Below are 26,287 nucleotides of genomic sequence, written 5' to 3' on the forward strand. Positions count from 1 at the left end.
TTCAGCGCAGCAGGTCGCGCCAGAACGCCGGGCCCAGCTGCCCCATCTGGCGCACGAACTCGCCGGCGCTGCGGTACGGCCGGTGCGGGAACAACCGGCAGCGCAGCGCGTACTCGGCGACGAAGAAGCCGCCGATCAGGCCCCAATCGGCGACGTTCGCCCACCACGACCATTGCGCATGGCTCAGCGGCCAGCGCGGCTGGTGGCCGAACGCGGCCAGCAGGCCGTCGGGCACCGCGCTCATCGCCAGCGCCAGGTTGATCGCCGCCAGCAGCGCCAGCAGCAGCGCCCAGGCCGCGGTCAGGCGCCGCGCATAGCGTTGCAGCCGTGGCTCCACCGGCACCCCGGCGCGCGCGTGCAGCGCCTGCACGATGCGGGTGATCAACGGCACCCGGCCGGCCCGCAGCGAACGCGCGAAGCCCCAGGCCACCAGCAGCGGGAACACCACCGGTGGCGCCAGCAGCAGCATCCACGCCCACGGCGAGCGCCCCAGCCAGGCCAGCAGCAGCGCCGATGCCAGCAGCGCGGCCCACGCCAGCGGCCGGCGCCGCCCGAGTGCGTCGAGCAGGCACAGCAGCACCAGCCCGAACAGCGCCAGCGCCGCCCAGCCGCCCTCGCTGCGCAGGCTGGCCACGTGCGACAGCACCGGGTAGGACAGCAGCAACGCGATCCGCAGCAGGTGGGCGGCCGCCCCGGGGCCGGGCGCATGGCCGGCGTGGTTCATGGCGTTCAGGTGGTGCGGTGCGCCTGCACGTGCGCGGACAGCGCGCGCAGCGAGGCGAAGATGCGGCGGTTGTCGTCGTTGTCCGAACGCAGCTGGAAGCCGTAGCGCTTGCCGATGGCCAGCGCCAGCTCCAGCGCGTCGATCGAATCCAGGCCCAGTCCGTCGTTGAACAGCGCCGCCTCCGGGTCGATCGACGCAGGGTCCACGTCTTCCAGGTTCAGGCTCTCGACCAGCAGTTCGGCCAGCTCGCGCTCGGCCTCGGTTTGTTGCGACATTGCCACTTCCATGAAGAGATTGATGCGCAACGATCCGGTATCACCGCCCGCGGCGCAACCATGGCCCTCACCGCGCGCGCGGTATCATGGCGGTTTCTGCAGCACCGATCCGCCCGCACGATGACGTCCCTGCTCCCCTGCCCCGCTTCCGCTCCCCCGCCCGCCCGCGCTGCCGGCCGCCCTGGTCGCCGGAGCGCGCGATGAACGCGGTATCCGGCTTCGCGCCCGCGGCCGGGCTGGAGGTGGACTACGCCGACCCGGCGCGGCTGCCCGCGCTGCTGGCCGACCCCCGGGTGCTGGCGGTGTTCGGCTTCCAGGCCGGCGACAGCGCCCCGGCCAGCGACGACCCGCGCTACCTGCAGGTCGGCCTGCAACCGGAAGGCGAACCACGGCTGGAGGTCTGGCGCAGCGCCGGCACGGTGCACAGCGGCCGCGAGGCCGACGGCCTGGCCTGGGCCAGCGACGGCGCGCTGATGTTCGGCGCGCTGCAGATCGACGAAGCCCGCCACGGCGGCATCCTGGAAGCCGGCGCGCACGCCTATGCCCGGCTGCTGTCGTCATTGCCCCGGCAGGGCTATCCGCACCTGCTGCGGATCTGGAACTACCTGGACGCGATCACCGAGGGCGAGGGCGACGACGAGCGCTACCGCCAGTTCTGCGTGGGCCGCGCACGCGGCATCGGCACCATCGACCCCGGCACCCTGCCGGCGGCCACCGCCATCGGCCGCCTCGACGGCGTGCGCGTGCTGCAGGTCTACTGGCTGGCCGCGCGCGTGCCGGGCACGCCGCTGGAGAACCCGCGCCAGGTCAGCGCCTGGCGCTACCCGAGGCAGTACGGCCCGCAGTCGCCCAGCTTCGCCCGCGGCATGCTGGCCGCACCGGGCAGCAGCGTGCCGCTGCTGCTGTCGGGCACCGCCAGCGTGGTCGGCCACGCCACCCTGCACGGCGAGGACACGCTGCGGCAGCTGGAGGAGACGTTCGCCAATCTCGATGCGCTGGTGGGCACCGCGCGCGCGCGCCTGCCGTCCCTGCCGGCGCATTTCGGCGCGGGCAGCCGGCTGAAGGTGTACGTGCGCGACGCGGCGGAGATCCCGGCGATACGGCAGGCGCTGGCGCGGCATCTGCCGCCGGAGGTGGCGTACATCGTGCTGCATGCCGAAGTGTGCCGGCGCGACCTGCGGGTGGAGATCGACGGGGTCCACGGCGCCTGACCGCCGTTGCCGTTGCCGTTGCCGTTGCCGTTGCCGTGATTTTGCTTTTGCCTGGCTTTTGACTTCCGGGTCCCCCTTCCGTAGCGACGGAGCCGACGGACAAGACCCCGCAGGGGCGACGTGCATGGATGCACGTCGTTTTTCGACACGACAGGGATGTCGTGTCGAAAAATCCCGTCGGCGGAGTGGACCCGGAGTGCCGCAGGCACGGAGGGCGCGTAGGCAGGGCGTGCTTTCTTTGGGCCACGTTTCTTTGCACGAGCAAAGAAAGGTGGCTCGCGCCCCGAAGGGGAGCGAAAGCCTTTGATTCTGTTTCTGCCCTTGTTCTGGCTTCCCTTGGGTCGCCAAGAGCGAAGATCCGAGCACCCGTACCAAAGCGGTGGCCAAAAAGTCGGTGGATCGAGCCAGAGGCAAAGCGAGAAGCGAAAGCTTGAAAGCAGAGCTTTCGCCCCTGCTTCGCAGGAGCGAGTTACTTCTCTTTGCTCGTGCAAAGAGAAGTAACCAAGAGAAAGCACGCCCCTGCCTCCGCGCCCACGGCACTGCGTGCCGTGGGTCCACTCCGCCGGCGGGATTTTTCGACGAGACATCCCTGTCTCGTCGAAAAACGACGCACATCCATGTGCGTCGCCCTTCGGGTTATTCCCGCCGGCTCCGTCGCTCCGGAAGGGGACACGGAAGTCAAAAGCGGGGAGCAACGGCAAAATCACGGCAGCGGCAGAACTATTCCCCGCCGCGCAGCAACGCCAGCACCGCATCCCTGGGCAACTTCCCCGTCTCGTTGCGCGGCAGGCACGCCACCCGGCGCAATGGCCGCGGCAGGAACACCGGGTCCATGCCCGCGCGCAGTTCGCGCAGGATGTCCGCCTCCCCGCGCTCCGGTGCCACCACCAGCGCCGCGATGCGCCCCACCGCCTGGCCCGGCTCCGGGTCCAGCTGCACCATCACCGCGTCGCGCACCCCGGGTACCGCCTGCAGGCGCCGCGTCAGGTCGCCCAGCGACGCGCGCTTGCCGGCGATCTCCAGCAGGTCCGCGCGACGGCCGCGCAGCAGGAAGCGGTCGTGCGCCAGCGGCTCGACCAGATCGGCCAGCAGCACCGGCTCGGCCAGGTGCGGTGCATGCACCCGGGTACCGTCGTCGCGCGGCTCCAGGCGCACGCCCGGCAGCAGCGTCCAGGCCTGTTCACGGGCGGTGCGGCGGCGGGCGAAGATGCAGGTCTCGGTGGACCCGAACACCTCGCGCACTTCCGTGGCGAAACGCGCTTCGGCCGCGGCGGCCAGCGGCTGCGGCAGCGGCGCGGTGGCGGTGACGATGCCGGCCAGCGGCGGCAGCGCCACGCCCGATTCGACCAGTGCCTTCAGGTGCACCGGGGTGGTGACCAGCAGCCGCGGCGCGGGCACTTCGGCCAGCGCCTGCGCCACGTCCTGCGGGAAGAACGGGCGGCCGGCATGCAGCATCGCCGGCGCCAGCAGCGGCAGCAGCACCGACATTTCCATGCCGTACATGTGCTGCGGCGGCACCGTGGCGACCACCGACGGCATGCGCTCGCCCCACAGGTCGCCCAGCGCCTGCAGGTTCTGCGCGGTGCTGGTGACGAAGGCGCCCCAGGTCTTGGGGTTGGCCGCCGGCGCGCCGGTGCTGCCCGAGGTGAAGCCGATGGCGACCAGCTGCGCCGCATCCAGCAACGGAACCTCGCCCGGCAGCCGTGGCAGCACCTCCGGCAACGCGAACCAGCCCGCCGGCAGCGGATCCGGAGCGGTGTCGCCCAGGCACCAGGCCTGCTCGTGGCGCCGCTGCACGTCGTCCACCACCGCCGGCGCGCGCGAGGGCGGCAGCAGGTTGACCTGGCCACGCAGGGCGATGGCGCAGAAACCGACCAGGAAACGGTAGCGGTCCTCGCACAGGTTGACCGCGTGGCGCCCCGGCGGCAGCAGTGCCGCCACCCCGCGCACATGCGCGAGGAACGTATCCAGGTCGATCGTCGCGGCGGCCATCGCCAGTGGTCGCGCGCGGGCGCCGGTGGCGAGGGGATGCAGGCAGCAGGAAATCGGATGGGCAGCGGGCACGCGGGACGACCTTCGGGAAAAACCGCCGCGCAACGGAGGTCGCGGCCGGCGCCCAGCATAGCCGCTGGCGGAAGCCGCACAAACGCGGACGCGCCGGAGCGCGGGCGCGCAGGGCCCGGGCGCGGTCTGCGCGCCCGTCCATGACCTGTGGCCCAGCCCTGCGGCGGGGCGTGCTGCTAGGCTTTGCCGGTTTTCTCCACCGGTGCCCGCGATGTCCAGATTCCTGCCCCTGTCCCTGTTGCTGCTGGCCGCCGCCGGCGGTGTCCACGCCGCGCCCACGCCGATCACCATCGAGCAGGCGATGGCCGACCCGGACTGGATCGGGCCGCCGGTGGAATCGGCCTGGTGGTCGTGGAACGGCCAGCAGGTGGAGTACACGCTCAAGCGCAAGGGCAGCCCGGTACGCGACACCTTCCGCCAGGCGGTCGACGGCGGCGCGGCGCAGCAGGTTGCCGACGACCAGCGCGGCACGCTGGACGCGGCCACCCGCGTGTATGACCGCCAGCGCCAGCGCATGGCCTTCGTGCGCAACGGCGACGTGTTCGTGCGCGACCTGCGCAGCGGCGCGCTGACCCAGCTCACGCGTGGCAACGAGCGCGCCGCGGGCGTGGATTTCGCCACCGACGGCGGCGTGATCTGGAGCGTCGGCAACACCTGGTACCACTGGAACGCGGGCAGCGGCGCCATCGCCGTGGTCGCCCAGCTCAAGGCCGAGAAGAACCCCGCCGATGCGCCCAAGGCCGACGTGCTGCGCGACCAGCAGATGCGCACGCTGGAGACCCTGCGCCGCGACCGCGCCCAGCGCGAAGCGCTGCGCGAGCAGGGCGAGCGCTGGCGCCAGGCCGATCCGACCCGCGCCCCGGGCCCGCTTTACCTGGGCGCGGACGTGGAGATCGTGGACAGCGCGCTGTCGCCCGATGCCACCCGCCTGATCGTGGTGACCAAGCCGAAGAACTTCGAGGACGGCCGCGGCGGCAAGATGCCGCTGTACGTCACCGAATCCGGCTACGAGGAGACCGAGGACACCCGCACCCGGGTCGGCCGCAACGGCTTCGCCCCGCACGCGCTGTGGCTGGCCGACGCCCGCACCGGCCAGGTACGGCCGCTGGCGCTGGACGCGCTGCCCGGCATCGGCAGCGACCCGCTGGCCGCGCTGCGCAAGGCCGCCGGCAAGGAGCCGCTCAAGGGCAACCGCAGCGTGCAGGTGATGGGCGACTTCATGGGCGGCGGCATCCGCTGGAGCACCGACGGCAGGCAGGCGGCGGTGATGCTGCGCGCCAACGACAACAAGGACCGCTGGATCGTCAGCGTCGGCGACGACGGCCGCCTGCAGAACCGCCACCGGCTCACCGACCCGGGCTGGATCAACTGGGGCTTCAACGATTTCGGCTGGATGGCCGACGGCCGCACGCTGTGGCTGCTGTCCGAGGAATCGGGCTTCTCGCACCTGTATACCCAGACCGGCAGCGACAGGCCGCGCGCGCTCACCAGCGGCAAATGGGAGACCTCGGCGCCGGTGCCCTCGGCCGACGGCAAGGGCTTCTACGTGCTGTGCAACCCGCAGGCGCCGCACGACTACGAGGTGTGCGGCGTCGACGTCGCCAGCGGCCAGGTGCGCGAGCTGACCGACCTCAACGGCGTGGAGGACTTCTCGCTCTCGCCCGACGGCCAGCAGCTGCTGGTGCGCTACTCCGGCGCCTACCTGCCGCCGCAGCTGGCGGTGGTGCCGGCCGCGGGCGGCAGCGCGCGCGTGCTCACCGACACCCGCAGCGCCGAGTTCAAGGCGCGGCAGTGGATCCAGCCGCAGCTGGTGGCGGTGCCGTCGAAGCACGGCGCCGGCGTGGTCTGGGCCAAGTACTACGGCCCCGCGCAGAAGGAACCGGGCAGGAAGTACCCGGTGGTGATGTTCGTGCACGGCGCCGGCTACCTGCAGAACGTGCACCAGCGCTACCCCACCTACTTCCGCGAGCAGATGTTCCACAACCTGCTGGTGCAGAAGGGCTACATCGTGCTGGACATGGACTACCGCGGCAGCGAGGGCTACGGCCGCGACTGGCGCACCGCGATCTACCGCAACATGGGCCACCCCGAGCTGGAGGACTACCTGGACGGCCTGGACTGGCTGGTGGAGACCCAGCAGGGCGACCGCGACCGCGCCGGCATCTACGGCGGCTCCTATGGCGGCTTCATGACCTTCATGGCGCTGTACCGCGCGCCGGGCACGTTCAAGGCCGGCGCCGCGCTGCGCCCGGTCGGCGACTGGCACCAGTACAACCACGGCTACACCAGCAACATCCTCAACACCCCGGACATCGATCCGGAGGCCTACCGCGTGTCCTCGCCGATCGAGTACGCCGAAGGCCTGCAGGACCACCTGCTGATCGCCCACGGCATGATGGACGACAACGTGTTCTTCCAGGACTCGGTCAACATGACCCAGCGCCTGATCGAGCTGCACAAGGACAACTGGTCGATCGCGCCGTACCCGCTGGAACGCCACGGCTACACCCGCGCCGATTCCTGGCTGGACCAGTACAAGCGCATCCTCAAGCTGTTCGAGGAAACGCTGAAGTGAGCACCCGGCAGGGGCGGCCCGGCGCCGCCCCTGCGCGGTGCGCCGCCTTTCCGGTGGCACCGGCGCGCCGCCGCCTCGTGGCCTGGGCCACGGCGTCCACGACACCGGGTACCGCCGCGGGCAGGCCACGCCGCGCGGCGGATTCCAGCCGATGACCTCCCCCTTCCGCATCGTCACCGCGGTGATCCTGGACCCCGCCGGCCGCGTGCTGGTGGTGCGCAAGCGGGGTTCGCGCGCCTTCATCCAGCCCGGCGGCAAGCGCGAGGCCGGCGAACAGGCGCTGCACACGCTGGCGCGCGAACTGCGCGAGGAACTGGGCGTGGCGCTGCGTGCCGGCGGCGCGCACGCGCTGGGCACCTTCGAGGACGACGCGGTCAACGAACCCGGGCGGCGCGTGCAGGGCGAATCGTTCCTGGTGCAGGTGGACGGCACGCCGCGCGCGCGCGCCGAGATCGCCGAGCTGGCCTGGATTCCGCTGCACCCGCCGCATGGCGTGGTACTGGCGCCGTTGAGCGAACGCCATGTACTGCCGGCGGTGCGGCGCTGGCTGGGGGCTGGGCAAGCCGGCTGAAGCCGGCGATAGTGCCCGCCACCGCAACCGACAGCGCCTCCGCGTGATCCCATCCGCTCCCCCGCCACTCCACCGCGCATCGCAGACCGCCGCCAGCTTCGTCGACGTCACCGCCCGGCTGTCGCTGGCGATGGCGGTACTGTCCATCGGCTGGAGCCTGCTGCAGCTGCTGCTGGTGGCCCTGCTCGGCCGGCTCGACCCGTTGGGCTGGCTCGAGCAGCAGGGCCTGCCGGTGCCGGCGGCGCTGCACTGGGCCGCACAGCACGCGCTGTCGCTCAGCGTGCTGATGCTGCTGCTGTCCGTGGCCCTGCTCGCGGTGTCGTGGGCGCTGCTGCGCCACCACGAATGGGGACGGATCGGCTTCATCGTGTTCCTGGTCGTGGTGGCCCTGGCCAACTTCGCCATGCTGCCGCTGGTCGACGGCCTGTTCACGGCGATGCAGGCGGTGCTGCCACCGGGCTTCCACGACTCGGCCGACGGCCGCCATGCGATGGCGCAGATGCAGGCCAGCCGCTGGACCGCGCTGCTCAGCGCCGGCGCCACCGCGCTGGCGTTCGCCGGCCTGCACGCCTGGCTGGTGGTCAAGCTGTGCCGCGACGAGGTCCGCGCGCTGTTCCGCTGAACGCCTGCGCTACAGTACGCGCATGGACGATTTCGAACGCGTACGCGACTACCTCACCGGCCTGCAGGACCGCATCTGCCAGGCCATCGAATCCGCCGACGGCCGGGCCCGTTTCGTCGAAGACCGCTGGCAGCGCGCCGACGCCGGCGGCTCCGCGCCGCTGCTGGGCGGCGGCGGCCGCACCCGGGTCCTGCGCGATGGCGCGGTGTTCGAGCAGGCCGGCATCGGCTTCTCCGACGTGTCCGGCACGCGCCTGCCGCCGTCGGCCTCGGCGCACCGCCCGGAACTGGCCGGCGCGTCGTGGCGCGCCTGCGGTGTGTCGCTGGTGTTCCATCCGCTCAATCCCTACCTGCCCACCACCCACGCCAACGTGCGCTACTTCCAGGCCGAGCGCGACGGCAAGGCGGTCGCGGCCTGGTTCGGCGGCGGCTTCGACCTGACCCCGTTCTATCCGTTCGACGAGGACGTGCGCCACTGGCACCAGGTGGCGCATGATCTGTGCGCGCCGTTCGGCGCCGAGCGCTACCACGCGCACAAGCGCTGGTGCGACGAGTACTTCTTCCTCAAGCACCGCAACGAGACCCGTGGCGTCGGCGGCCTGTTCTTCGACGACCTGCAGGGCGATTTCGAGCGCGATTTCGCCTATATGCGCGCCGTGGGCGACGGCTTCCTCGATGCCTACCTGCCGATCGTGGCGCGCCGCAGGGACACCGCGTATGGCGAGCGCGAACGCGAGTTCCAGCTGTACCGCCGCGGCCGCTACGTGGAATTCAACCTGGTCTACGACCGTGGCACGCTGTTCGGCCTGCAGAGCGGCGGCCGCAGCGAGAGCATCCTGATGAGCCTGCCACCGCGCGTGCGCTGGGAGTACGGCTACCAGCCCGAAGCCGGCAGCGACGAGGCGCGGCTGGCCGGCTACCTGGTCCCGCGCGACTGGCTGTAACGGCCGCCGCCCCGCGCCGGCACCGGCCGGCGCACGCGGCCATGGCCGGGTCAGTCGCGGCGGCGCGGCACGATGGTGATGTGGCCATTGGTTTCCAGCAGCGCCAGCTCGACCTCATCGACGCCACGGCATCCCTGCTGGCGCATCGCCGCGTCGAAGTCGGCGTGGGTGATCAGTTCGCGGCGCAGCACCGAATCCAGCAGGCGGCCATCGCGCGCGATCAATACCGGTTCGCCTTCCACCAGCCGCTCAACCCGGCGGCTGCGGGTGGTGAGCCAGCCCACCGCGTAGTTGATGGTGATCAGCGTCGCGGCCAGCAACAGGCCACCGGCAAGCGAGGTGTCCTGGCCGAGCAGCGCGTTCTGCACGGCGTTGCCCAGCAGCACGATCAACAGCACGTCGAACGGCGTGATCTGCCCCAGCGCGCGCTTGCCGGTCAGCCGCACCATTCCCAGCACCACGACGTAGACCACCACCGCGCGCAGCACGAACTCCCACCACGGCATCGCCAGCGCGAACATGTCCGACATCGGCCCACCCCCCTTTCTGTCTGTGCGGCCATGATGCCCAGACCACCGCACCGGTGCACGCTGGACATGGCTGCGCGGGGCGCGGCCGGCACAAAAAAAGCCCCGCCGACCAGGGGGGGGTCGACGGGGCTCGAGGAGCGGCGATTTGGGGAGGAATCCCCGCTCCGAGATCTGCTCCAGGGGATGGGAGAGATCCGCGACAGGCGTTGCACCTGTCACGGGCTATATGACCATCGCGCACATTGATGGTTCGTGAAGAGCGGCTATTTATTTCCGGACGATTAAGGAGGGATTCATCCGCAAAACAAGGTGTGCGCCATTACCCATTACGTGCGTGACGCAACGTTCCAGAAGTGGCATTTCGCACGTCGATCCATCGACAATCCGTGCTGCATTCCGCAATTGCAGCGGCAGGCATCACCAAACCCACTGGGCGCCATTGGCAACACGAATACAGGTGAAGCCGCGACGCCAGCGCGGCGTGCCGGCCGCACCCGGCAGCGGCCCCCGGGGCGGCGCGACAGGCGTGAGCCGTGGCGCCGCCCGCACGCCTAGTGGGCCTGGTCCCAGTTGTCGCCCACACCGGTATCGACCACCAGCGGCACCCGCAGCTGCGCCGCGGCGGCCATGCGCGATTCCACTTCCGCGCGCAGCCTGTCGATGAAGTCCGCATCGGCCTCGAACACCAGTTCGTCGTGCACCTGCAGGATCATCTGCGCGCGTTCGCGGTGCGCGGCGAGCCAGCCATCCACGCTGACCATCGCGCGCTTGATGATGTCCGCGGCGGTACCCTGCATCGGCGCATTGATCGCCGCGCGCTCGGCGCCGGCGCGCAGGCCCTGGTTGCGCGCGTGGATGTCGTTCAGGTACAGGCGGCGGCCGAACAGGGTCTCCACGTAGCCCTGCTCGCGCGCCTGCACGCGCATGCGCTCCATGAAATCGCGCACCGCCGGGTAACGGCTGAAGTACAGCGCCACGTAATCCTGTGCCTGGCCGCGGTCGATGCCCAGGTTCTTGGCCAGGCCGAACGCGCTCATGCCGTACATCAGGCCGAAGTTGATCGCCTTGGCGGCGCGGCGCTCGTTCGCGGTGACATCCTCCAGCGCGCGCCCGAATACTTCGGCGGCAGTGGCGCGGTGCACGTCCACGCCCTGCTCGAAGGCGCGGATCAGGCCCGGGTCTTCGGACAGGTGGGCCATGATGCGCAGCTCGATCTGCGAGTAGTCGCAGGCCATCAGCCGGCGCCCCGGCGGCGCGACGAAGGCCCTGCGGATGCGGCGGCCGTCGTCGGTGCGGATCGGGATGTTCTGCAGATTGGGATCGGACGAGGACAACCGCCCGGTGGCCGCGCCGGACTGGTGGTAGCTGGTGTGCACGCGGCCGGTGTCGGGGTTGACCATCTCCGGCAGCTTGTCGGTGTAGGTGCTGCGCAGCTTGGCCAGGCCGCGGTACTCCAGGATCACCCGCGGCAGCTCGTGCTGCTCGGCGATGGCTTCCAGCGCCTCCTCGTTGGTGCTGGGCTGGCCCTTGGGCGTCTTCACCAGCGCCGGCAGGCCCAGCTCGTCGAACAGCACCGCCTGCAGCTGCTTGGGCGAGTCAAGGTTGAAGCTGCGCCCGGCCAGTTCGGTGGCCTTCTGCTGCGCGGCCAGCATGCGCGCCGACAGGTCCGCGCTCTGCCGCCGCAGCTCGGCGGCATCGATGCACACGCCGTTGGCCTCGATGCGCGCCAGCACCGGCACCAGCGGCATCTCGATCTCGCGGTAGACCTTTTCCAGCGCCGGCTCGGCGGCCAGCTGCGGCGCCAGCACGCGGTGCAGGCGCAGGGTGATGTCGGCATCCTCGGCGGCGTACTGGCCAGCCTCTTCGATGCCGACCTGCGAGAACGGGATCTGCCTGGCGCCCTTGCCGGCCACGTCCTCGAACTTGGTGGTGGTGTAGCCCAGGTAGCGATGCGCCAGCGAATCCATGTCGTGGCGGGTGGCGGTGGAGTTGAGCACGAAGCTCTCCAGCATGGTGTCGTCGGCGTAGCCGCGCACCTCCACGCCGTGGCGGCGCAGCACGTGGATGTCGTACTTGCCGTGCTGGCCGAGCTTGCGCCTGGCCGGGTCCTCGAGCAGCGGCCGCAGTGCGTCGAGCACGCGCGCCAGCGGCAGCTGCGCCGGCGCGCCCGGGTAGTCGTGGCCGACCGGGATGTAGGCGCCCGTGCCCGGCTCGACCGCCAGGCTCACGCCGACCAGCCGCGCGCGCATGGCATCCAGCGCATCGGTTTCGGTATCGAAGGCGAATTCGGCGGCGGCCTGCAGGCGTTCGACCCAGGCCCGCAGCTGTTCGTCGGTGAACACGGTTTCGTACTCGCCCTTGCCGGCCAGCGCCGGGTCCGCGGCGACGGCGGGCGCCGCCTCGGCGGACCGGGCGAAGCCGGCGGCGGTACCGCGCAGGCTGACCCTGGCCTCGTCGGCGGCGGCCGGCGCGGCGACGCCGCCCAGCTCGCGCAGCGCCTGGGTGAAGCCGTAGCGGCCATACAGCTCGCGCAGGCTGTCCACGTGCTGCTCGCGCAGGCGCAGGTCGCGCGGGCCCTGTTCCAGCGCCACGTCGGTACGGATGGTGACCAGCTCGCGGTTGAGCGGCAGCCGCGGCAGCGCGGCGCGCAGGTTCTCGCCGATCTTGCCCTTCATGGTGGCCGCGGCGGCCATCACGCCGTCCAGGTCGTTGTACTCGGCCAGCCATTTGGCGGCGGTCTTGGGCCCGCACTTGTCCACGCCGGGCACGTTGTCCACGGCATCGCCCATCAGCGCCAGGTAATCGACGATCTGGTCGGCGCGCACGCCGAACTTGTCCATCACCGCGGCATCGGAATCGGTACGGCTGCCGGTCATGGTGTTGACCAGGATCACCCCCGGGCGCACCAGCTGGGCGAAGTCCTTGTCGCCGGTGGAGATGGTCACCTCCAGCCCGTCGGCGGCGCCGGCCAGGGCCAGGGTGCCGATCACGTCGTCGGCCTCCACCCCGGGCACGCGCAGGATGTCGATGCCCAGCGCGTGCACGATGTCGCACATCGGCTGCACCTGCGCGCGCAGGTCGTCGGGCATCGGCGGGCGGTTGGCCTTGTACTCGGCGTACAGGTCGTCGCGGAAGGTCTTGCCGGGGGCGTCGACCACGAAGGCCACGTAGTCGGGCTTTTCCTTCAGCGTGGCCCGCAGCATGTTGACCACGCCGAACAGCGCGCCGGTGGGTTCGCCGGCGGCATTGGACAGCGGCGGCAACGCGTGGAACGCGCGGTACAGGTAACTGGACCCGTCGATCAGGACTAATCTGCTCATCCGGCGATTCTACGCGGCCGGCCCACGACGACGCGCGCACCCGCCGCAGGCAGGCATAATCACCCGGACACCGATGCGAGGAGCCGCCGTCATGAAACACCTGCTGCTGATCCCCCTGCTCGCCCTGGCCGGTTGCGCCAGCATGGGTCGGGACGCCGATGCGCCGCCGGTGGACGTGACCGGCGCCGATGTCACCCGCCGCAGCCTCGACAACGGCGACACCATCGAGGAGTACCGCGTCGGCAGCCAGCTGCGCATGGTCAAGGTCACCCCCGCGCGGGGTGCGCCGTTCTACCTCTATGACCGCAATGGCGACGGCCGCATGGACAACGACAAGGACGGCGTGTCGCCGGTCTACTGGAAGCTGTACAGCTGGTGATGCCGGGGCGGCTGCCGCGACGGCGGCCAGCCAGCCGCGCCACGGCCTGGGCGCCGCCCGGCGGCGACCCCGCGGCCATCACCCCGGCCATCACCCCGGCCATCAAAGAAAAGCCCCCTTCGGCAACGATGGCGATGAAGGGGGTACGCTGAAAAAGGGAAAGCGACGGCCGCAGGCCGCCACCGGGACGCCGCGGGGGACGTCCCGGGCCGGGCAGGCGCAGGGCCTGCCTCAGCGGATCACCAGCACCGGCACCCTGCTGCGCGCCAGCACTTCGGCGGTCTGGCTGCCGAGCAGCACCCGGGTCATGCCGCGGCGGCCATGCGAGGTCATCACCAGCAGGTCGCTGCCGCAGGCATCGGCGGTCTCGATGATGCCGTCGGCGGCATAGCGGTCGAGTACGTGGTGGCCGGTCACCTCGGCCACGCCGGCGGCGCGCGCGGCGTCCAGCGACGGCTGCAGGATCTTCTGCGCCGCGGCCTCGCGGTCCTGCTTGTACTCGGGGCTGGCTTCGTAGCCGGCGCTCCAGCCCATGGCGTCGTACATGCCCACCGCCCACGGCTCGGACACGGTGACGATGTCGACCTTGGCGCCGAGCTGCGCCGCCAGTTCCAGGCCCTTCTGCAGGCCCTTCATGGCCAGCTCGGAACCATCGGTCGCGATCAGGATGCGCTTGTACATGGCGGTGTTCCTCGGCAAGGGTGGCAGGCGAGCATTACACACCCGATGCCACCGGCGTGCATTGAGCCTGATCAAACCGCCCCGCCCGGGCCGGGCCGCGGCCTAGAGCACGTTCAGGTTGGCGTAGGCCATCACCAGCCACTTGCTGCCGGCCTCGGCGAACTCCACCTGCACCCGCGCATGCGCGCCGCTGCCCTCGTAGTCGGTGACCACGCCCTCGCCGAACTTGGGGTGGCTGACGCTGGCGCCCAGGCGGATCGCCGGCGCCTCCAGCGCGGCATGGCCGGCCACCCGGCTGCTGCCGAGCGAGGCCGGGCGCGAGACCTGCACCCTGGGCCGTACTTCGTGCAGCAGCTCGCGCGGGATCTCGCGCAGGAACCGCGACGGCAGGCTGTAGTTGTCCTGGCCGTGGATGCGGCGCGACTCGGCGTAGCCCAGCACCAGCTTGTGCCGGGCGCGGGTGATGCCGACGTAGGCCAGCCGGCGCTCTTCCTCCAGCCGGCCGCTTTCCTCCAGCGAGCGCGCGCCCGGGAACAGCCCTTCCTCCAGCCCGGCCAGGAACACCAGCGGGAACTCCAGGCCCTTGGCCGAATGCAGGGTCATCAGCTGTACCCCGTCCTCGCCGGCCTGGGCCTGGCCTTCGCCGGCCTCCAGCGAGGCGTAGGACAGGAAGGCCACCAGCTCGCTCATGTCGGCGGCGCCCTCTTCGTCCTGGTCGCGCTGGACGAAGCGCGAGGCCACCGAGACCAGTTCGTCGAGGTTGTCGCTGCGCGATTCGGAGTCGAGCGTGTTGCGGCTCTCCTTGCTCCAGTGTTCGCGCAGCGCCGAACGCACCAGCACGTGGTCGATGCGCTCGGCCAGGGTCATCTGCGCGGTTTCGCTGCCGATCTGCTGGACCAGGTTGAGGAAGCCGGCGAGCGCGTTCTTCGCGCGCGCCGCGAGGTCGTTGCCCTGGGTGGCGAGCATCGCCGCCTCCCACAGCGACAGCGACTGCGCGCGCGCGATGCGCCGCACCTCGTCCAGGGTACGCTCGCCGATGCCACGCGCCGGCGTGTTCACCGCGCGCTCGAACGCGGCGTCGTCGTTGCGGTTGGTCAGCAGCCGCAGGTAGGCCAGCGCGTCCTTGACCTCGGCGCGCTCGAAGAAGCGCATGCCGCCGTACACGCGGTACGGCACCTGCTCGGACAGCAGCGCCTCTTCGAAGGCGCGCGACTGCGCGTTGCTGCGGTAGAGCACGGCGATGTCGCCGTAACTGCCGCCGTCACGCACCCATTGCCGCGCGCGCTCGACCAGGTAGCGCGCCTCGTCCATCTCGTTGTAGGCGGCGTACAGGTCGATCGGCTCGCCGTCGCCGCTGTCGGTCCACAGCTGCTTGCCGATGCGGTCCGGGTTGTGGGCGATGACCGCGTTGGCGGCATTGAGGATGTTGGCGCTGGAGCGGTAGTTCTGCTCCAGGCGGATGGTCTGCGCGCCCGGGAAATCCTTGAGGAAGCGCTGCACGTTCTCGACCTTGGCGCCGCGCCAGCCGTAGATCGCCTGGTCGTCGTCGCCGACCACGAACACGTGGCCCGTATCACCGGCCAGCACCCGCACGAAAGCGTACTGGATGGCATTGGTGTCCTGGAACTCGTCGACCAGGATCTCGCCGAAGCGCGCGCGGTAGTGCGCCAGCAGCGCCGGGTTGTCGCGCAGCAGTTCGTGCGCGCGCAGCAGCAGTTCGGCGAAGTCGACCAGGCCGGCGCGGTCGCAGCGCGCCTGGTATTCGGTGTAGGCCTGGCGCATGGTTTCCAGCCACGCATCGTGCGGCTCGGGCTGGATGTGCTGCGGCCGGCGGCCCTCGTCCTTCTGCTCGTTGATCCACCAGGCGATCTGCTTGGGCGGGTGCTTGCCGTCGTCGATCTCCAGCGCCTGCACCACGCGCTTGACCAGCCGCAGCTGGTCGTCCGAATCCATCACCTGGAACGCTTCGGGCAGCCTGGCGTCGGCCCAGTGCAGGCGCAGCAGGCGGTGCGCCAGGCCGTGGAAGGTGCCGATCCACATGCCGCGCGCGCCGTTGCGCAGCTGCAGGTCGATGCGGTGGCGCATCTCGCCGGCGGCCTTGTTGGTGAAGGTCACCGCGAAGATGCCGTGGGTCGGCACGCCGTGCACTTCATTGAGCCAGGCGATGCGGTGGGTAAGCACGCGGGTCTTGCCGGAGCCGGCGCCAGCGAGGATCAGGTAATGGCCGGGAGCAGCGGAAACGGCCTCGCGCTGGGCCGGGTTCAGCCCGTCGAGCAGGTGGGAAACATCCATCCCGGCATTTTAGGGCGTAGCGCGACCAAAAGCCGAGAAACCGCAGGCGCCGGCGCCCTGCGCGGCCGGGCCGGGACGAGGAATACCCGGCCCGGCGGGGGCCACCGCCGCGTTCATGCCTGCGGCGGCAACAGCCGCGCGGCCGCCTGCGCGGCCTGGCCGCGCAGTTCCGGGATGGCCAGGCTCTCCCACAACCGGCCGATACGCAGGCTGCCGACCACCTGTATGCGCGGCTCGGCCACGCCATCGGCGTCGAGCAGGCTGCCATCGTCCGCGCTGTCCAGGCCGATGCCGTGCGGCCCCGGGCGCGCAATGCCGCTGCCCAGCAGCTGCTGCAGCAGCGGATTGCGCATGGCCTGCGCGCGCATCTCCACGCCGGTGGCGTTGACCACGCAGTGCGCGTCGATCTGGAACGGCTGCCGCCGCGGGTCGAGCGCGCCCAGGCGCACGCAGGCGCCTTCGGCGATGGCCGTTTCCAGGCGCCCGCGGTGCAGGTGCAGGCGCCCCTGCCGCCGCAGCTCCAGCAGCTGCGCATGCACCGGCGCGGCGATGCGGTGCCGGTGCACGTCCCAGTAGCGCACCACGTGGCGCAGGAAACGGCGCTGGTCGTCGAAGGACAGCGACTGCCACAGCGCCTGCCCCAGCGGGCGGATGCGTTCCATCACGCTCTGCCAGGGGATGCCGCGGCGCGCCGCGTCGGCGGCATGCCGGCGCAGCGCGCGCATGCGCTGGCGCAGGCCCATCGCCAGCAGCGGTCCGGGGTCGTAGTCGGCGGCCGCGCCGCTGGCGTGCGGCAGTGGCAGCAGCGCGTGGCGCGAGAGCACGTGCACCTGCCCGCGGTGCCCGGACGCCGCGAGCGAGGCCACGCAATCGGCCATGCTCAGCCCGGAGCCGACGATGGCCACGTCGGCGCTGGCGGCGACATCCTGCACCGCGTCGTAGTCCCAGGCCTCGATGCGCTTGCCCGGCGGCACCGCGCCGGCGCCGCGCGCCGGCAGCGGCCGCAGCGCGTTGCCGCTGCACAGCGCCACCGCGGCGGCCCGCAACGGCGGGCCCGCGTCCAGCTGCAGCAGCAGCCCGTCGGCGTGGCGCTCCAGGGCGTGGACCCGCGCGGCGCGCACGTCCAGCCGCGCCGGGCTGGCATCCACCGCCTCCTGCAGGCGTTGCCGCAGATAGGCGGCGTAGTGGTGGCGGGCGACGAAGGCCTGCGCCAGCGCGTCGCGGCCGGTGCCCGGCAGGGCGTCGTGCGCGACCAGGTAATCGAGGAAATCGTCGGGCCGGTCCGGGAAGCCGCTCATCTTGCCGGCCGGCACGTTGAGCAGGTGCTCGGGACGACGGGTGGCGTAGGCCACGCCGCGGCCGAGCGGGAGCTGCGGTTCGACAAGCACCACGCGCAGCTCGCCGCGCGCGCCACGCAGCACGCCGATCGCGGTGAGCACGCCGGCGGCGCCACCGCCGATGATGGCGATGTCGCAGGTCTGCATCGGGTCGGGAACGGTCATGCGCCGATTGTAGGCGATGCGCCCGGCGCGGCATGATGCCGCCGCCGCATGTGCTGATGGAGCATGCTGATGGCGCCGCGCATGCCCCGGAAACAACGAACCCGCCTTGCGGCGGGTCCGGTGTGGAACGGCGATCCAGGCAATCCGTGCGGATTACTTGATCTTGCCTTCCTTGTACATCACGTGCTTACGGACCACCGGGTCATACTTCAGGAATTCCATCTTCCCGGGGGTGTTCTTCTTGTTCTTGTCCGTGGTGTAGAAGTGGCCGGTACCGGCCGAGGAAATCATACGGACCTTGTCGCGCTTGCCTGCCATGATGGTTTACTCCTCAGACCTTTTCGCCGCGCGCACGCAGCTCAGCCAGAACGGAATCGATGCCGTTCTTGTCGATGGTGCGCAGTGCATGCGCGGAAACACGAAGCTTGACCCAGCGGTTCTCGCTGGCGACCCAGAAACGACGCTCGTGCAGGTTCGGCTGGAAACGACGACGGGTCTTGTTGTTGGCATGCGAGACGTTGTTACCCGTCTGCACCTTCTTGCCGGAAACTTGGCAAACTCGGGACATTGCGCACCTCGGTAATGTCGGTTGTCTCTTCCTTGGCCAGGAAGAGGGCGGCCCCGGCGGTTGCCCGCCACGTGTCATGGGAATCAAAGGGTTACGCTGACGAGGGTGGGCGGATGACACGTTCCCGGCCACCGATCCGGAGGTTTCCGGACACAGCGAGCCGGCAATTATGCCGGGCCAAGGCCCCGAGTGCAAACCGCCGGCCGCGGCCGGCCCTACCGGGGCGCGAAATCCAGGCTCCGGCGCCAGCGCAGCGGCGTGGCGGCCCGGCCCGGGTCCGGCGGAAACAGGCTCAGGTAGCCGGCGGCGATGGCACGGTCGCGGAGGCGTTCGCCCACGCCTTCGGCCACTTCGACCTCCACATGGGTGACCTTGCCCTGCGGATCGACGTCCATCGCCCAGACCAGCCGGCCCCCCCATTGTTCCGGGGCGATCGAGGCATCGTAGTTCGGGCGGCCGGCGACATAGGGAACGTCGCGCTGCTGGAACAAGGGCGAGTCCTCCAGCCGTGGATCGACACGGATCGTCGCGGTGTTGCTGCCACCGTCGCCGAGGACCGCATGCGCGGTCCAGTCTCCCGGCCGGCCACCGCTGCCCAGGTCGGCCCGGTAGCAGCGCTTGCTGCCGCGGTAGTCGTCATGACGCTGCAGGGACACCCGCTTGCCGTCGGCATCGCGCAACTCCAGTTGCAGGCCGCCGGCATCGCCGGTCGCGGCAGTGCCGGCCACACAGATCTGGTGCGCGTGATCGCCGGTCATGACGAACTGCCGGGTCTGCTGGCGGGCAAGCGCGTCAGCCGGGGTCCTGGACCACAGGAACTCGATGTAGATGCCGCTGTCCTGCGCGGCGGCCGGGCCGCACAGCGACAACAGCAAGGGCACGACAAGCTGGCGCGATCGCATGGGTCCGCTCCCTGGAGATACCGCCGGACTCTAGCCAACCCGGCAGGTGCGGATCAAATCAGGACGCGCGCGCCCGCGCGCCACGCAGCTCACGCCAGGCCGTGCGCGCCACCTTCCAGGCCGAGCGCAGGAACAGCAGCAGCAAGGCCACCGCGATCAGCAGGTCCGGCCAGCCGGCACCGAACGCCCACACCGCCAGCGCGGCCAGGATCACCGCGCCGCCTTCGTAGGCGTCATTCAACGAGCATGCCCAGGCCGAGGCCAGGTTGATGTCGCCCTGGCGATAGGGCCACAACAGGCGCAGGCACAGCAGGTTGGCGGCCAGGTTCAGCAGCGCGGCGATGCCCATGCTCTCGAACAACGGCAGGTGCGGATGGCCCAGCTTCCAGCCGATGCCCACGGCCACCGCGATGGCCGCGCCCAGGATGAAGGCCGCCTTGAGCAGGGCGACCCTCGCCTTGGCGGCGAGGCCGGCACCCACCACCGCCAGGCTCAACGCATAGGTCAGCGCGTCGCCCAGGTTGTCCAGGCTGCCGGACAGCAGCGACGCCGAACCGCTGTGCCAGGCCGCGGCCATCATCATCACGAAGGTCAGCAGGTTGATCACCAGCACCCACACCAGCACACGCCGCTGGCGTGCCTGCATGCGCCCGACCTCCAGGGCCCGGCCACAGCCGCAACAGTCGCTCATTCCGCTTCCAGACACGATGCCAGGGCCGATTGTCCCACCGGCGGGCACGGCTTGCAGCGCACCCCGCAGCGCAACGTCCCCGGCCCACGCCGATGGCGTGGGCCGGGGCTGGAGTCACGCTTCGCGGCGATGCAGCCAGCGGTACAGCACCGGCAGCAGCAACAGGGTCAGCAGGGTCGAGGACACGATGCCGCCGACCACCACCGTGGCCAGCGGCCGCTGCACCTCCGAGCCGGCGCCGACGTTGAAGGCCATCGGCACGAAGCCCAGCGACGCCACCAGCGCGGTCATCAACACCGGCCGCAGGCGGCCGAGCGCGCCTTCGCGCACTGCTTCCAGCAGCGGCCGCCCCTGTGCGCGCAGGCTGCGCACGAAGCTGATCATCACCAGCCCGTTGAGCACCGCCACCCCGGACAGCGCGATGAAGCCCACGCCCGCCGAGATCGACAGCGGGATGCCGCGCAGGGCCAGCGCCAGCACGCCACCGGTAAGCGCCAGCGGCACGCCGCTGAACACGATGGCCGCGTCCCTGCCCGAGCCGAACGCCCAGAACAGCATCGCGAAGATCAGCACCAGCGTCGCCGGCACCACCACCGCCAGCCGCTGGCTGGCCGAGATCAGCTGCTCGAAGCTGCCGCCGTAGTCGACCCAGTAGCCGGCCGGCAGCTTCACCCCGGCGTCAATGGCCTGCTGCAGCTCGCCGACGAAACTGCCCAGGTCGCGGTCGCGGACGTTGGCGGTGACCACGATGCGGCGCTTGCCGTTGTCGCGGTTGATCTGGTTCGGGCCTTCGCTGGTGTCGATGCGTGCCAGTTCGCGCAGCGGCACCGTACGCGGGTTGCCGGTGAGTACGCCGGCGGCGCCGCCGCGGCTCAGTTCATCGGCGTTGCCGCTGGCCAGCGCGGTTTCCAGTGACACCGGCAGGTCCGCCAGGGCCGCAGGATCCTGGCGCAGCTCCTCCGGCAGGCGCACCACGATGTCGAACCGGCGGTCGCCCTCGAACAGCTGCCCCGCCACCTGCCCGCCGACCGCGGTGGCCACGGTGGACTGCACCTGGCCCGGGTTGAGGCCATAGCCGGCCAGTTTCTGCCGGTCCGGGGTGACGGTGAGCAGCGGCAGCCCGCTGGTCTGCTCCAGCCGCACGTCGGCCGCGCCGGGCACGCCGGCGACCACCTTTTCGATGCGCCGGCCCACCTCCGCCAGCGTGTCCAGGTCGTCGCCGTAGAGCATCACCGCCACGTCGGCGCGCACGCCGGAGATCAGCTCGTTCATGCGCATCTGGATGGGCTGGGTGAACTCGTAGTTGTTGCCCGGCAGCTCCTCCACCGCCGCCTCCAGCTCGGCCAGCAGGCCTGCGCGCGGCTTGCGCGGGTCCGGCCACTGGCTGCGTGGCTTCATCATGATGAAGGTGTCGGCGACCGACGGCGGCATCGGATCGGAGGCCACCTCCGGCGTGCCGATCTTGGAGAACACCTTGGCCACTTCCGGGAACTGCAGCAGCCGCAGCTCGATCTGGCGCTGCATCTGCAGTGACTGGGTCAGGCTGGTGCCAGGGATGCGCATGGCATGCATCGCCACGTCGCCTTCGTCCAGGTTGGGCACGAACTCGCTGCCGAGCTTTGTTGCCAGCAGGCCGCAGCCGACCACCAGCAGCAGCGCGCCGGCCACCATCCAGCGCCCGCGGCGCAGGGCCAGGTCCAGCAGCGGCTGGTAGCGCCGGCGAAGCCACGCCATCAGCCGGTTCTCCTTCTCCTGCACGCGGCCACCGAGGAACAGCGCGATCGCCGCCGGCACGAAGGTCAGGCACAGCAGCATCGCCCCGCTCAGCGCCAGCACCACGGTGATCGCCATCGGGTGGAACATTTTTCCTTCCACCCCGGTGAGGGCGAAGATCGGCAGGTACACCGCGGTGATGATGCCCAGCCCGAACAGGCTGGGGCGGATCACCTCGGCGGTGGCGGCGGCGGTCTCGGCGAAGCGCTCGGCGCGGGTCATCACCCGGCCCAGTGCATGGGTGCGCTCGCCGAAGCGGCGCAGGCAGTTCTCGATGATGATCACCGCGCCGTCCACGATCAGGCCGAAGTCCAGCGCACCCAGGCTCATCAGGTTGGCCGACACGCCGCCGCGGGCCATGCCCGTGAGGGTGAACAGCATCGCCAGCGGGATCACCGCGGCGGTGATCAGTGCCGCGCGGAAATTGCCCAGCAGCAGGAACAGCACCACGATCACCAGCAACGCGCCTTCCAGCAGGTTCTTCGCCACGGTCTGGATGGTGCGGTCCACCAGCGCGGTGCGGTCGTAGCTGGCGGTGACGGTGACGCCCTCGGGCAGGCTGCGCTGCGCCTGCTGCAGCCGGGCCGCGGCGGCCTGCGCCACCTCGCGGCTGTTGGCGCCGATCAGCATCACCACCGTGCCCATCACCACTTCGTGGCCGTTCTGGGTGGCCGCGCCGCTGCGCAGCTCCGGGCCGTCGGCGACCGTGGCCACGTCGTGCACGTGGATCGGCACGCCTTCGCGGCGGTCGAGCACGATGTTGCCGATCTGCTCCAGGTCAGCGACCTGGCCGGGCACGCGCACCAGGAACTGCTGGCCGTTGCGCTCGATGTAGCCGGCGCCCACGTTCTGGTTGTTGGCCTGGACCGCGGCGGCGACGTCTTCCAGGGTGAAGCCCAGCGCGCGCAGCTTCGCCGGGTCCGGGGTGATGTGCACCTGGCGCTGGAACCCACCGATGGTGTTGACCTCGGTGACCCCGGGCACGTTGCGCAGCTGCGGCCGGATCACCCAGTCCTGCAGGGTGCGCAGGTCGGTGGCGGTGTAGGGGCTGCCATCGGCCTTGCGCGCGTCGGGGTCGGCATCGATGGTGTACATGAAGATCTCGCCCAGGCCGGTGGCGATCGGCCCGAGCTGCGGGTCCAGCCCGTCGGGGATCTGCGAGCGCGCCTGCTGCAGGCGTTCGGCCACCTGCTGGCGGGCGAAGTAGATGTCGGTGCCGTCCTCGAACACCACCGTCACCTGCGACAGCCCGTAACGCGACAGCGAGCGCACGCTCTCCATCTTCGGCAGCCCGGCCAGCACCGTCTCCACCGGGAAGGTGATGCGCTGTTCGGTTTCCAGCGGCGAGTAGCCCGGTGCGGAGGTGTTGATCTGCACCTGCACGTTGGTGATGTCCGGGGTGGCGTCGATCGGCAGCCGGCTGAAGCTCCAGGCACCGAGCAGCACCAGCACGCCGGTGAGCAGCAGCATCAGCCAGCGATGGGCGATGGCCGCGCCGATGATGCGTTCGAGCAGGCCGCGGCGCGGCGCGAAGTCAGTGCTCATGGCCCGCCCCCGCCTTGCCGATGTCGGCCTTCACCGTGTAGCTCTGTTCGACCACCACCTCTTCGCCGGCGCGCAGCCCGGCGCTGACCGCCACCTGGCGCGCGTCGCGCGCGCCGAGGGTGACCGGCCGCGCCTGGTAGGTGTCGCCGTTGCGCACGAACACCACGTCGCGGCCGTCCATGCTCTGCAGCGCGGTCAGCGGCACCACGATGTCGGCCGGGGTGCTGGCCACGACGATGCGCGCGCGCACCGCCGCGCCCGGCCGCCACAGGCCGTCGGCGTTGTCCACGGTGGCGCGGGCCACCGTGCTCTGGCTGGCGGTGGCGGTGCCCGGCAACACGCGCTCGAGCGTGGTGGACTGGCTGACGCCATCGGTCATGCGGGTGACGGTGACCGGCACCCCGGCGGTGATGTGCTGGGTATCGGCGCCGAAGATGTGCAGGTCCACCCACAGCTGCGAGAGGTCGCCGATCTCGAACAGCAGCTGGCCTTCGGCGGCGACCCCGCCGACCTGCGCCTGGCGCGACAGCACCACGCCGGAGATCGGTGCGCTGACGCCATAGGTGGTCAGGCTCAGGTTGCTGTCGATGCTGGCCAGCGCCTGGCCGGCGCGCACGCGGTCGCCGACGTTGGCGCGCAGCGCGCGGATCGGGCCGGGAAAGCGCGCGGTGACCTGGGCCATGCGCCCGTCGATCGGCGCCAGCAGGCCCTGCACGTCGTGTTCGTCGGCGATGGTGCCCGGGCCGGCGGCGGCGCTGACGATGCCCGCGGCTTTGGCGCGCGCGGCGGGAATGGTGGTCTGTTCGGGCGCAGTGTCCTCGTCGGCGTGGTTCCCGCCCTCGTCGCCGGTGTGGCCGTGGTCGTCCGCGGCGGCATCTTTGGCGGTGGCGGCGGGGTCGCCGCCGCAGGCGGTGAGCGCGGCCAGCAGCAGGCCCAGCGCGGCCAGGCGGAACATCGGGAAAGCAGTCAGCGAAGCCTTCATGGCGTGTTTCCTTCGGAAGCGGTGGCGACCAGGGGCTGCCCGGTCAGGCGCTGGATTTCGATCAGGGCGGTCTGCGCGGCGAGCGCGGCATCGAGCTGGCGTTGCCGCGCCTCGATGCGCATGGCCTGCAGCTGCGCCCATTCCAGGTAGCTGATGGCACCGGCGCGCCAGGCGCTCTCGGCGGCCTTCTCGGCACGCTGCAGCTGCGGCAGCACGTCGCTGTCCAGGCGCGCCACTTCCAGCCGCGCGGTGGCGTAACGGCCATGGGCCTCGGCCAGCGTCGAGTACAGCTGCAGCGCACGCGATTCGCGCTGCACCGCGCTCATCGCCAGCTCGGCCTCGGCGGCGCGGATCTCCGGCCCGGCGCGGCGGGCATTGCCCAGCGGCAGGCTGAAGCCGCCGACCAGGGCGGTGTCGCCACTGTCGCGGTTGTTGCGCATGCCCAGTTGCCAGGACAGGTTGCCGCGCAGCTCACTGCGGGCCAGCTGCAGCTGGGCCTCGCGCACCCGCGCCTCGCCGGCGATGAGCGCCAGCTCCGGGGTATCGGACAGCAGCGCCGCCAGTTGCTGGAAGTCCTCCAGCGCCGGCAGCTGCAGCGGCTCACCGCTGACCTCGGTGAAGTCGGCTTCGCGCGCGTTCCACAGCGCCGCCAGCGCCAGCCGTGCCGCGCGCTCGGCCTGCACGGCACGGTCGCGGTCCAGTTCGGCCTGGGCCAATGCCGCCTGCGCGGTCATCAGCGTGGAGGCGGGCGAGGCGCCGGCCTGCAGCCGCACCCGCGCGGCGGCGACCGCGCGGCGACGCTGCTCGATGTCGTCCAGCGCGATCCGGCGCTGGCCGCGTGCGGCGGTGATGGCCAGGTAGCGGCGCGCCACCTCGGCCATCAGGTCCAGGCGGGTGATCTCGCGCTGCGGCGCGAGGGTGTCGATGTTGGCCTGCGCCAAGGCGCGGCGGGCGTCGAGCTTGCCGCCGCGTTCGAGCACGCCGGCCAGCGAGACGGTGACCTCGCTGGCGTCGAAGCCGCGGCTGGCGCCGGTGCCCAGGGCGTTCTCGATATCGACCCCGAACGCCAGCGGTGGCTTGAAGCCGGCGCCCTCGTAGCGGGCCTCGGCGGCGGCACGCTGCAGGACGGGCAGGCGCAGGTCGGGATGGGTGCGGGCGACGCGGCTGATCGCCGCGTCCAGGGTCAAGGGTTCAGGCGGCGACGGCACCTGCGCGATGGCGCACGGTGCGATCGCCAGGGCCGCAAGCGCGGCCAGGCGTTTCCACATGGGGAATCTCCGGTTTTCGGGAAGGGATCGGGACGTCCGCGCGGCGGACGTGGATCAGGCCCGAATCGGAGGGCGCAGCAGGCTTTCGGTGGGCGCCGGGCGCCAGTGGGTGTCGTGCGCGGTGGCGCCCGTCGCCGCCGGCGGCATGGGCACGTCCCAGGCCACCGACGCGAACGGCAGCACGCCGCCGTGGCCATGGCAGTGGCCGCAATGCACCAGGGCGTGCAGCAGGCGGGCACTGTCGTCGGCGTCGTCATGGCCGGTATCGGCTTCCAGCACCGGATCGTGCGTGGCCGACGGATGATCGGCGTGGCTCAGGGCGTGCAGTTCGCCCAGTGCGGACGCCAGCGCGCCGCCGGCGGTGCCGAGCGCGATCACCGCCAGCACCAGCAGGCGGAGCAGCAGCGACGGCGGACGGCGGCGCAGGAACGCGATCATGCGCGGCAGGGTAGCGGCGGCCTGCCGCGTTACACAATCGCACGGTGCCTTTGCATTCAGGCACGCGGCCTGCCGACCGCGCCCACAGCCGTGCGGGGCGCACAGCCACTGGGCGGTGCCAACGCGGTTGCCGGCAGCGCGGCCACCGCGCCCCCGGCGGGCATGCGCCCACGACCCTCCGCGGAAACGACGCGACACGCGTGCGCCAACGGCGCTGCGGCTCCAGCGGATGAACTGCGCCCGGCTGCCGGCCATCTTCGCGGGGGAACACGCGCGTGGCAGTGGCGCACGATCGCGCGGCGGTGCGCTGGCACCACGGCCATCGGCCCGTTGCAGCAACCCGCGCCGTCGCGCGAGCGCCACGCGCGGCGCCGATCCGCGCACGTTCCTCGCGGCGATCCACGCGTTCATGCGCATTGCCAGGCGTGTAG

General features: G+C 71.2%; 22 protein-coding genes. 6 read left to right on the forward strand and 16 right to left on the reverse strand.

What is annotated here, in order from left to right:
- Window position 1: 1 nt before the first annotated feature.
- Entirely contained in the window at window positions 2-724 is a 723-nt protein-coding gene (locus ACJ7VY_RS15720; RefSeq protein WP_409476018.1) for a ketosynthase, read from the reverse strand.
- A gap of 5 nt (window positions 725-729) precedes the next feature.
- A complete protein-coding gene (locus ACJ7VY_RS15725) occupies window positions 730-999 on the reverse strand; it encodes a phosphopantetheine-binding protein (protein ID WP_104940315.1) in 270 nt (89 codons plus the stop codon).
- A gap of 200 nt (window positions 1,000-1,199) precedes the next feature.
- On the opposite strand from ACJ7VY_RS15725, the gene ACJ7VY_RS15730 reads away from it, so the two are divergent.
- Entirely contained in the window at window positions 1,200-2,210 is a 1,011-nt protein-coding gene (locus ACJ7VY_RS15730) for a pteridine-dependent deoxygenase (RefSeq protein WP_409476019.1), read from the forward strand.
- Window positions 2,211-2,930: 720 nt separating this feature from the next.
- On the opposite strand, the gene ACJ7VY_RS15735 is transcribed toward ACJ7VY_RS15730, so the two are convergent.
- Window positions 2,931-4,202 (reverse strand): AMP-binding protein, encoded by a 1,272-nt coding sequence (locus ACJ7VY_RS15735; RefSeq protein WP_409476828.1) that lies wholly within the window; start codon window positions 4,200-4,202, stop codon window positions 2,931-2,933.
- 283 nt (window positions 4,203-4,485) lie between these two features.
- Here ACJ7VY_RS15735 and ACJ7VY_RS15740 point away from each other — a divergent pair, with 283 nt between their 5' ends.
- The 4 genes from ACJ7VY_RS15740 to hemF all read left to right on the forward strand — a co-directional run bounded on the left by ACJ7VY_RS15740 (window position 4,486) and on the right by hemF (window position 8,985).
- Complete coding sequence (locus ACJ7VY_RS15740) at window positions 4,486-6,849, forward strand: prolyl oligopeptidase family serine peptidase (protein ID WP_409476020.1); 2,364 nt, start codon at window positions 4,486-4,488, stop codon at window positions 6,847-6,849.
- A gap of 151 nt (window positions 6,850-7,000) precedes the next feature.
- Window positions 7,001-7,420 carry an NUDIX hydrolase gene (locus ACJ7VY_RS15745; protein WP_409476021.1) on the forward strand — a complete coding sequence of 140 codons (420 nt, stop codon included), beginning with the start codon at window positions 7,001-7,003 and terminating at the stop codon, window positions 7,418-7,420.
- A 43-nt stretch (window positions 7,421-7,463) separates the two neighbouring features.
- Complete coding sequence (locus tag ACJ7VY_RS15750; protein WP_409476022.1) at window positions 7,464-8,042, forward strand: hypothetical protein; 579 nt, start codon at window positions 7,464-7,466, stop codon at window positions 8,040-8,042.
- A gap of 22 nt (window positions 8,043-8,064) precedes the next feature.
- Window positions 8,065-8,985: an oxygen-dependent coproporphyrinogen oxidase gene (gene hemF, locus ACJ7VY_RS15755; protein WP_104939925.1), complete on the forward strand. Its 921-nt coding sequence runs from the start codon at window positions 8,065-8,067 to the stop codon at window positions 8,983-8,985.
- Window positions 8,986-9,035: 50 nt separating this feature from the next.
- Here hemF and ACJ7VY_RS15760 read toward each other — a convergent pair whose 3' ends face one another.
- Window positions 9,036-9,515: a DUF421 domain-containing protein gene (locus tag ACJ7VY_RS15760; protein WP_321989555.1), complete on the reverse strand. Its 480-nt coding sequence runs from the start codon at window positions 9,513-9,515 to the stop codon at window positions 9,036-9,038.
- A gap of 551 nt (window positions 9,516-10,066) precedes the next feature.
- Window positions 10,067-12,835: a DNA polymerase I gene (polA, locus tag ACJ7VY_RS15765; protein ID WP_409476023.1), complete on the reverse strand. Its 2,769-nt coding sequence runs from the start codon at window positions 12,833-12,835 to the stop codon at window positions 10,067-10,069.
- 91 nt (window positions 12,836-12,926) lie between these two features.
- Between polA and ACJ7VY_RS15770 the strand changes: the two genes are divergently transcribed.
- On the forward strand, window positions 12,927-13,214 hold the full coding sequence (locus ACJ7VY_RS15770) for a DUF2782 domain-containing protein (protein ID WP_161614598.1): 288 nt from the start codon (window positions 12,927-12,929) through the stop codon (window positions 13,212-13,214).
- 231 nt (window positions 13,215-13,445) lie between these two features.
- Here the strand turns inward: ACJ7VY_RS15770 and ACJ7VY_RS15775 are convergent, their stop codons facing one another.
- The 11 genes from ACJ7VY_RS15775 to ACJ7VY_RS15825 all read right to left on the reverse strand — a co-directional run bounded on the left by ACJ7VY_RS15775 (window position 13,446) and on the right by ACJ7VY_RS15825 (window position 26,267).
- Window positions 13,446-13,895: a universal stress protein gene (locus tag ACJ7VY_RS15775; protein ID WP_161614597.1), complete on the reverse strand. Its 450-nt coding sequence runs from the start codon at window positions 13,893-13,895 to the stop codon at window positions 13,446-13,448.
- Between the two features lie 102 nt (window positions 13,896-13,997).
- On the reverse strand, window positions 13,998-16,187 hold the full coding sequence (gene uvrD, locus ACJ7VY_RS15780) for a DNA helicase II (RefSeq protein WP_104939929.1): 2,190 nt from the start codon (window positions 16,185-16,187) through the stop codon (window positions 13,998-14,000).
- Window positions 16,188-16,300: 113 nt separating this feature from the next.
- The gene (locus tag ACJ7VY_RS15785; protein ID WP_409476024.1) at window positions 16,301-17,689 is read right to left on the reverse strand and encodes an FAD/NAD(P)-binding protein; all 1,389 of its coding nucleotides are present in this window, start codon (window positions 17,687-17,689) and stop codon (window positions 16,301-16,303) included.
- A 153-nt stretch (window positions 17,690-17,842) separates the two neighbouring features.
- Window positions 17,843-18,010 carry a 50S ribosomal protein L33 gene (gene rpmG, locus ACJ7VY_RS15790; RefSeq protein WP_172675037.1) on the reverse strand — a complete coding sequence of 56 codons (168 nt, stop codon included), beginning with the start codon at window positions 18,008-18,010 and terminating at the stop codon, window positions 17,843-17,845.
- Between the two features lie 10 nt (window positions 18,011-18,020).
- Window positions 18,021-18,257 (reverse strand): 50S ribosomal protein L28, encoded by a 237-nt coding sequence (gene rpmB / locus ACJ7VY_RS15795; protein WP_054668347.1) that lies wholly within the window; start codon window positions 18,255-18,257, stop codon window positions 18,021-18,023.
- 215 nt (window positions 18,258-18,472) lie between these two features.
- A complete protein-coding gene (locus ACJ7VY_RS15800) occupies window positions 18,473-19,159 on the reverse strand; it encodes a hypothetical protein (RefSeq protein ID WP_312344993.1) in 687 nt (228 codons plus the stop codon).
- 58 nt (window positions 19,160-19,217) lie between these two features.
- Window positions 19,218-19,850, reverse strand: coding sequence for a cation transporter (locus tag ACJ7VY_RS15805; RefSeq protein WP_321989559.1), 633 nt, complete (start codon window positions 19,848-19,850; stop codon window positions 19,218-19,220).
- Between the two features lie 114 nt (window positions 19,851-19,964).
- The gene (locus ACJ7VY_RS15810; RefSeq protein ID WP_409476829.1) at window positions 19,965-23,138 is read right to left on the reverse strand and encodes an efflux RND transporter permease subunit; all 3,174 of its coding nucleotides are present in this window, start codon (window positions 23,136-23,138) and stop codon (window positions 19,965-19,967) included.
- Between the two features lie 19 nt (window positions 23,139-23,157).
- A complete protein-coding gene (locus ACJ7VY_RS15815) occupies window positions 23,158-24,150 on the reverse strand; it encodes an efflux RND transporter periplasmic adaptor subunit (protein WP_409476025.1) in 993 nt (330 codons plus the stop codon).
- Window positions 24,147-25,418: a TolC family protein gene (locus ACJ7VY_RS15820; RefSeq protein WP_240212563.1), complete on the reverse strand. Its 1,272-nt coding sequence runs from the start codon at window positions 25,416-25,418 to the stop codon at window positions 24,147-24,149. Before ACJ7VY_RS15820 ends, ACJ7VY_RS15815 begins: the two co-directional genes overlap by 4 nt.
- A gap of 54 nt (window positions 25,419-25,472) precedes the next feature.
- Complete coding sequence (locus ACJ7VY_RS15825) at window positions 25,473-26,267, reverse strand: hypothetical protein (RefSeq protein ID WP_409476026.1); 795 nt, start codon at window positions 26,265-26,267, stop codon at window positions 25,473-25,475.
- Window positions 26,268-26,287 lie beyond the last annotated feature (20 nt).

Origin of the sequence: Stenotrophomonas sp. Y-13 (assembly GCF_046267925.1) — a bacterium.
GTDB classification, from domain to species: domain Bacteria; phylum Pseudomonadota; class Gammaproteobacteria; order Xanthomonadales; family Xanthomonadaceae; genus Stenotrophomonas; species Stenotrophomonas acidaminiphila_A.

What these genes read in the sequence shown, in the direction of transcription:
- ACJ7VY_RS15825 (WP_409476026.1), bottom strand. Translation starts at nt 26,267, where the DNA reads ATGAACGCGTGGATCGCCGCGAGGAACGTGCGCGGATCGGCGCCGCGC.
- ACJ7VY_RS15805 (WP_321989559.1), bottom strand. Translation starts at nt 19,850, where the DNA reads ATGAGCGACTGTTGCGGCTGTGGCCGGGCCCTGGAGGTCGGGCGCATG.
- ACJ7VY_RS15725 (WP_104940315.1), bottom strand. Translation starts at nt 999, where the DNA reads ATGTCGCAACAAACCGAGGCCGAGCGCGAGCTGGCCGAACTGCTGGTC.
- ACJ7VY_RS15760 (WP_321989555.1), bottom strand. Translation starts at nt 9,515, where the DNA reads ATGTCGGACATGTTCGCGCTGGCGATGCCGTGGTGGGAGTTCGTGCTG.
- ACJ7VY_RS15820 (WP_240212563.1), bottom strand. Translation starts at nt 25,418, where the DNA reads ATGTGGAAACGCCTGGCCGCGCTTGCGGCCCTGGCGATCGCACCGTGC.
- ACJ7VY_RS15735 (WP_409476828.1), bottom strand. Translation starts at nt 4,202, where the DNA reads ATGGCCGCCGCGACGATCGACCTGGATACGTTCCTCGCGCATGTGCGC.
- uvrD (WP_104939929.1), bottom strand. Translation starts at nt 16,187, where the DNA reads ATGGATGTTTCCCACCTGCTCGACGGGCTGAACCCGGCCCAGCGCGAG.
- ACJ7VY_RS15785 (WP_409476024.1), bottom strand. Translation starts at nt 17,689, where the DNA reads ATGACCGTTCCCGACCCGATGCAGACCTGCGACATCGCCATCATCGGC.
- ACJ7VY_RS15745 (WP_409476021.1), top strand. Translation starts at nt 7,001, where the DNA reads ATGACCTCCCCCTTCCGCATCGTCACCGCGGTGATCCTGGACCCCGCC.
- rpmB (WP_054668347.1), bottom strand. Translation starts at nt 18,257, where the DNA reads ATGTCCCGAGTTTGCCAAGTTTCCGGCAAGAAGGTGCAGACGGGTAAC.
- ACJ7VY_RS15730 (WP_409476019.1), top strand. Translation starts at nt 1,200, where the DNA reads ATGAACGCGGTATCCGGCTTCGCGCCCGCGGCCGGGCTGGAGGTGGAC.
- ACJ7VY_RS15800 (WP_312344993.1), bottom strand. Translation starts at nt 19,159, where the DNA reads ATGCGATCGCGCCAGCTTGTCGTGCCCTTGCTGTTGTCGCTGTGCGGC.
- polA (WP_409476023.1), bottom strand. Translation starts at nt 12,835, where the DNA reads ATGAGCAGATTAGTCCTGATCGACGGGTCCAGTTACCTGTACCGCGCG.
- ACJ7VY_RS15775 (WP_161614597.1), bottom strand. Translation starts at nt 13,895, where the DNA reads ATGTACAAGCGCATCCTGATCGCGACCGATGGTTCCGAGCTGGCCATG.
- ACJ7VY_RS15770 (WP_161614598.1), top strand. Translation starts at nt 12,927, where the DNA reads ATGAAACACCTGCTGCTGATCCCCCTGCTCGCCCTGGCCGGTTGCGCC.
- ACJ7VY_RS15815 (WP_409476025.1), bottom strand. Translation starts at nt 24,150, where the DNA reads ATGAAGGCTTCGCTGACTGCTTTCCCGATGTTCCGCCTGGCCGCGCTG.
- ACJ7VY_RS15720 (WP_409476018.1), bottom strand. Translation starts at nt 724, where the DNA reads ATGAACCACGCCGGCCATGCGCCCGGCCCCGGGGCGGCCGCCCACCTG.
- hemF (WP_104939925.1), top strand. Translation starts at nt 8,065, where the DNA reads ATGGACGATTTCGAACGCGTACGCGACTACCTCACCGGCCTGCAGGAC.
- ACJ7VY_RS15740 (WP_409476020.1), top strand. Translation starts at nt 4,486, where the DNA reads ATGTCCAGATTCCTGCCCCTGTCCCTGTTGCTGCTGGCCGCCGCCGGC.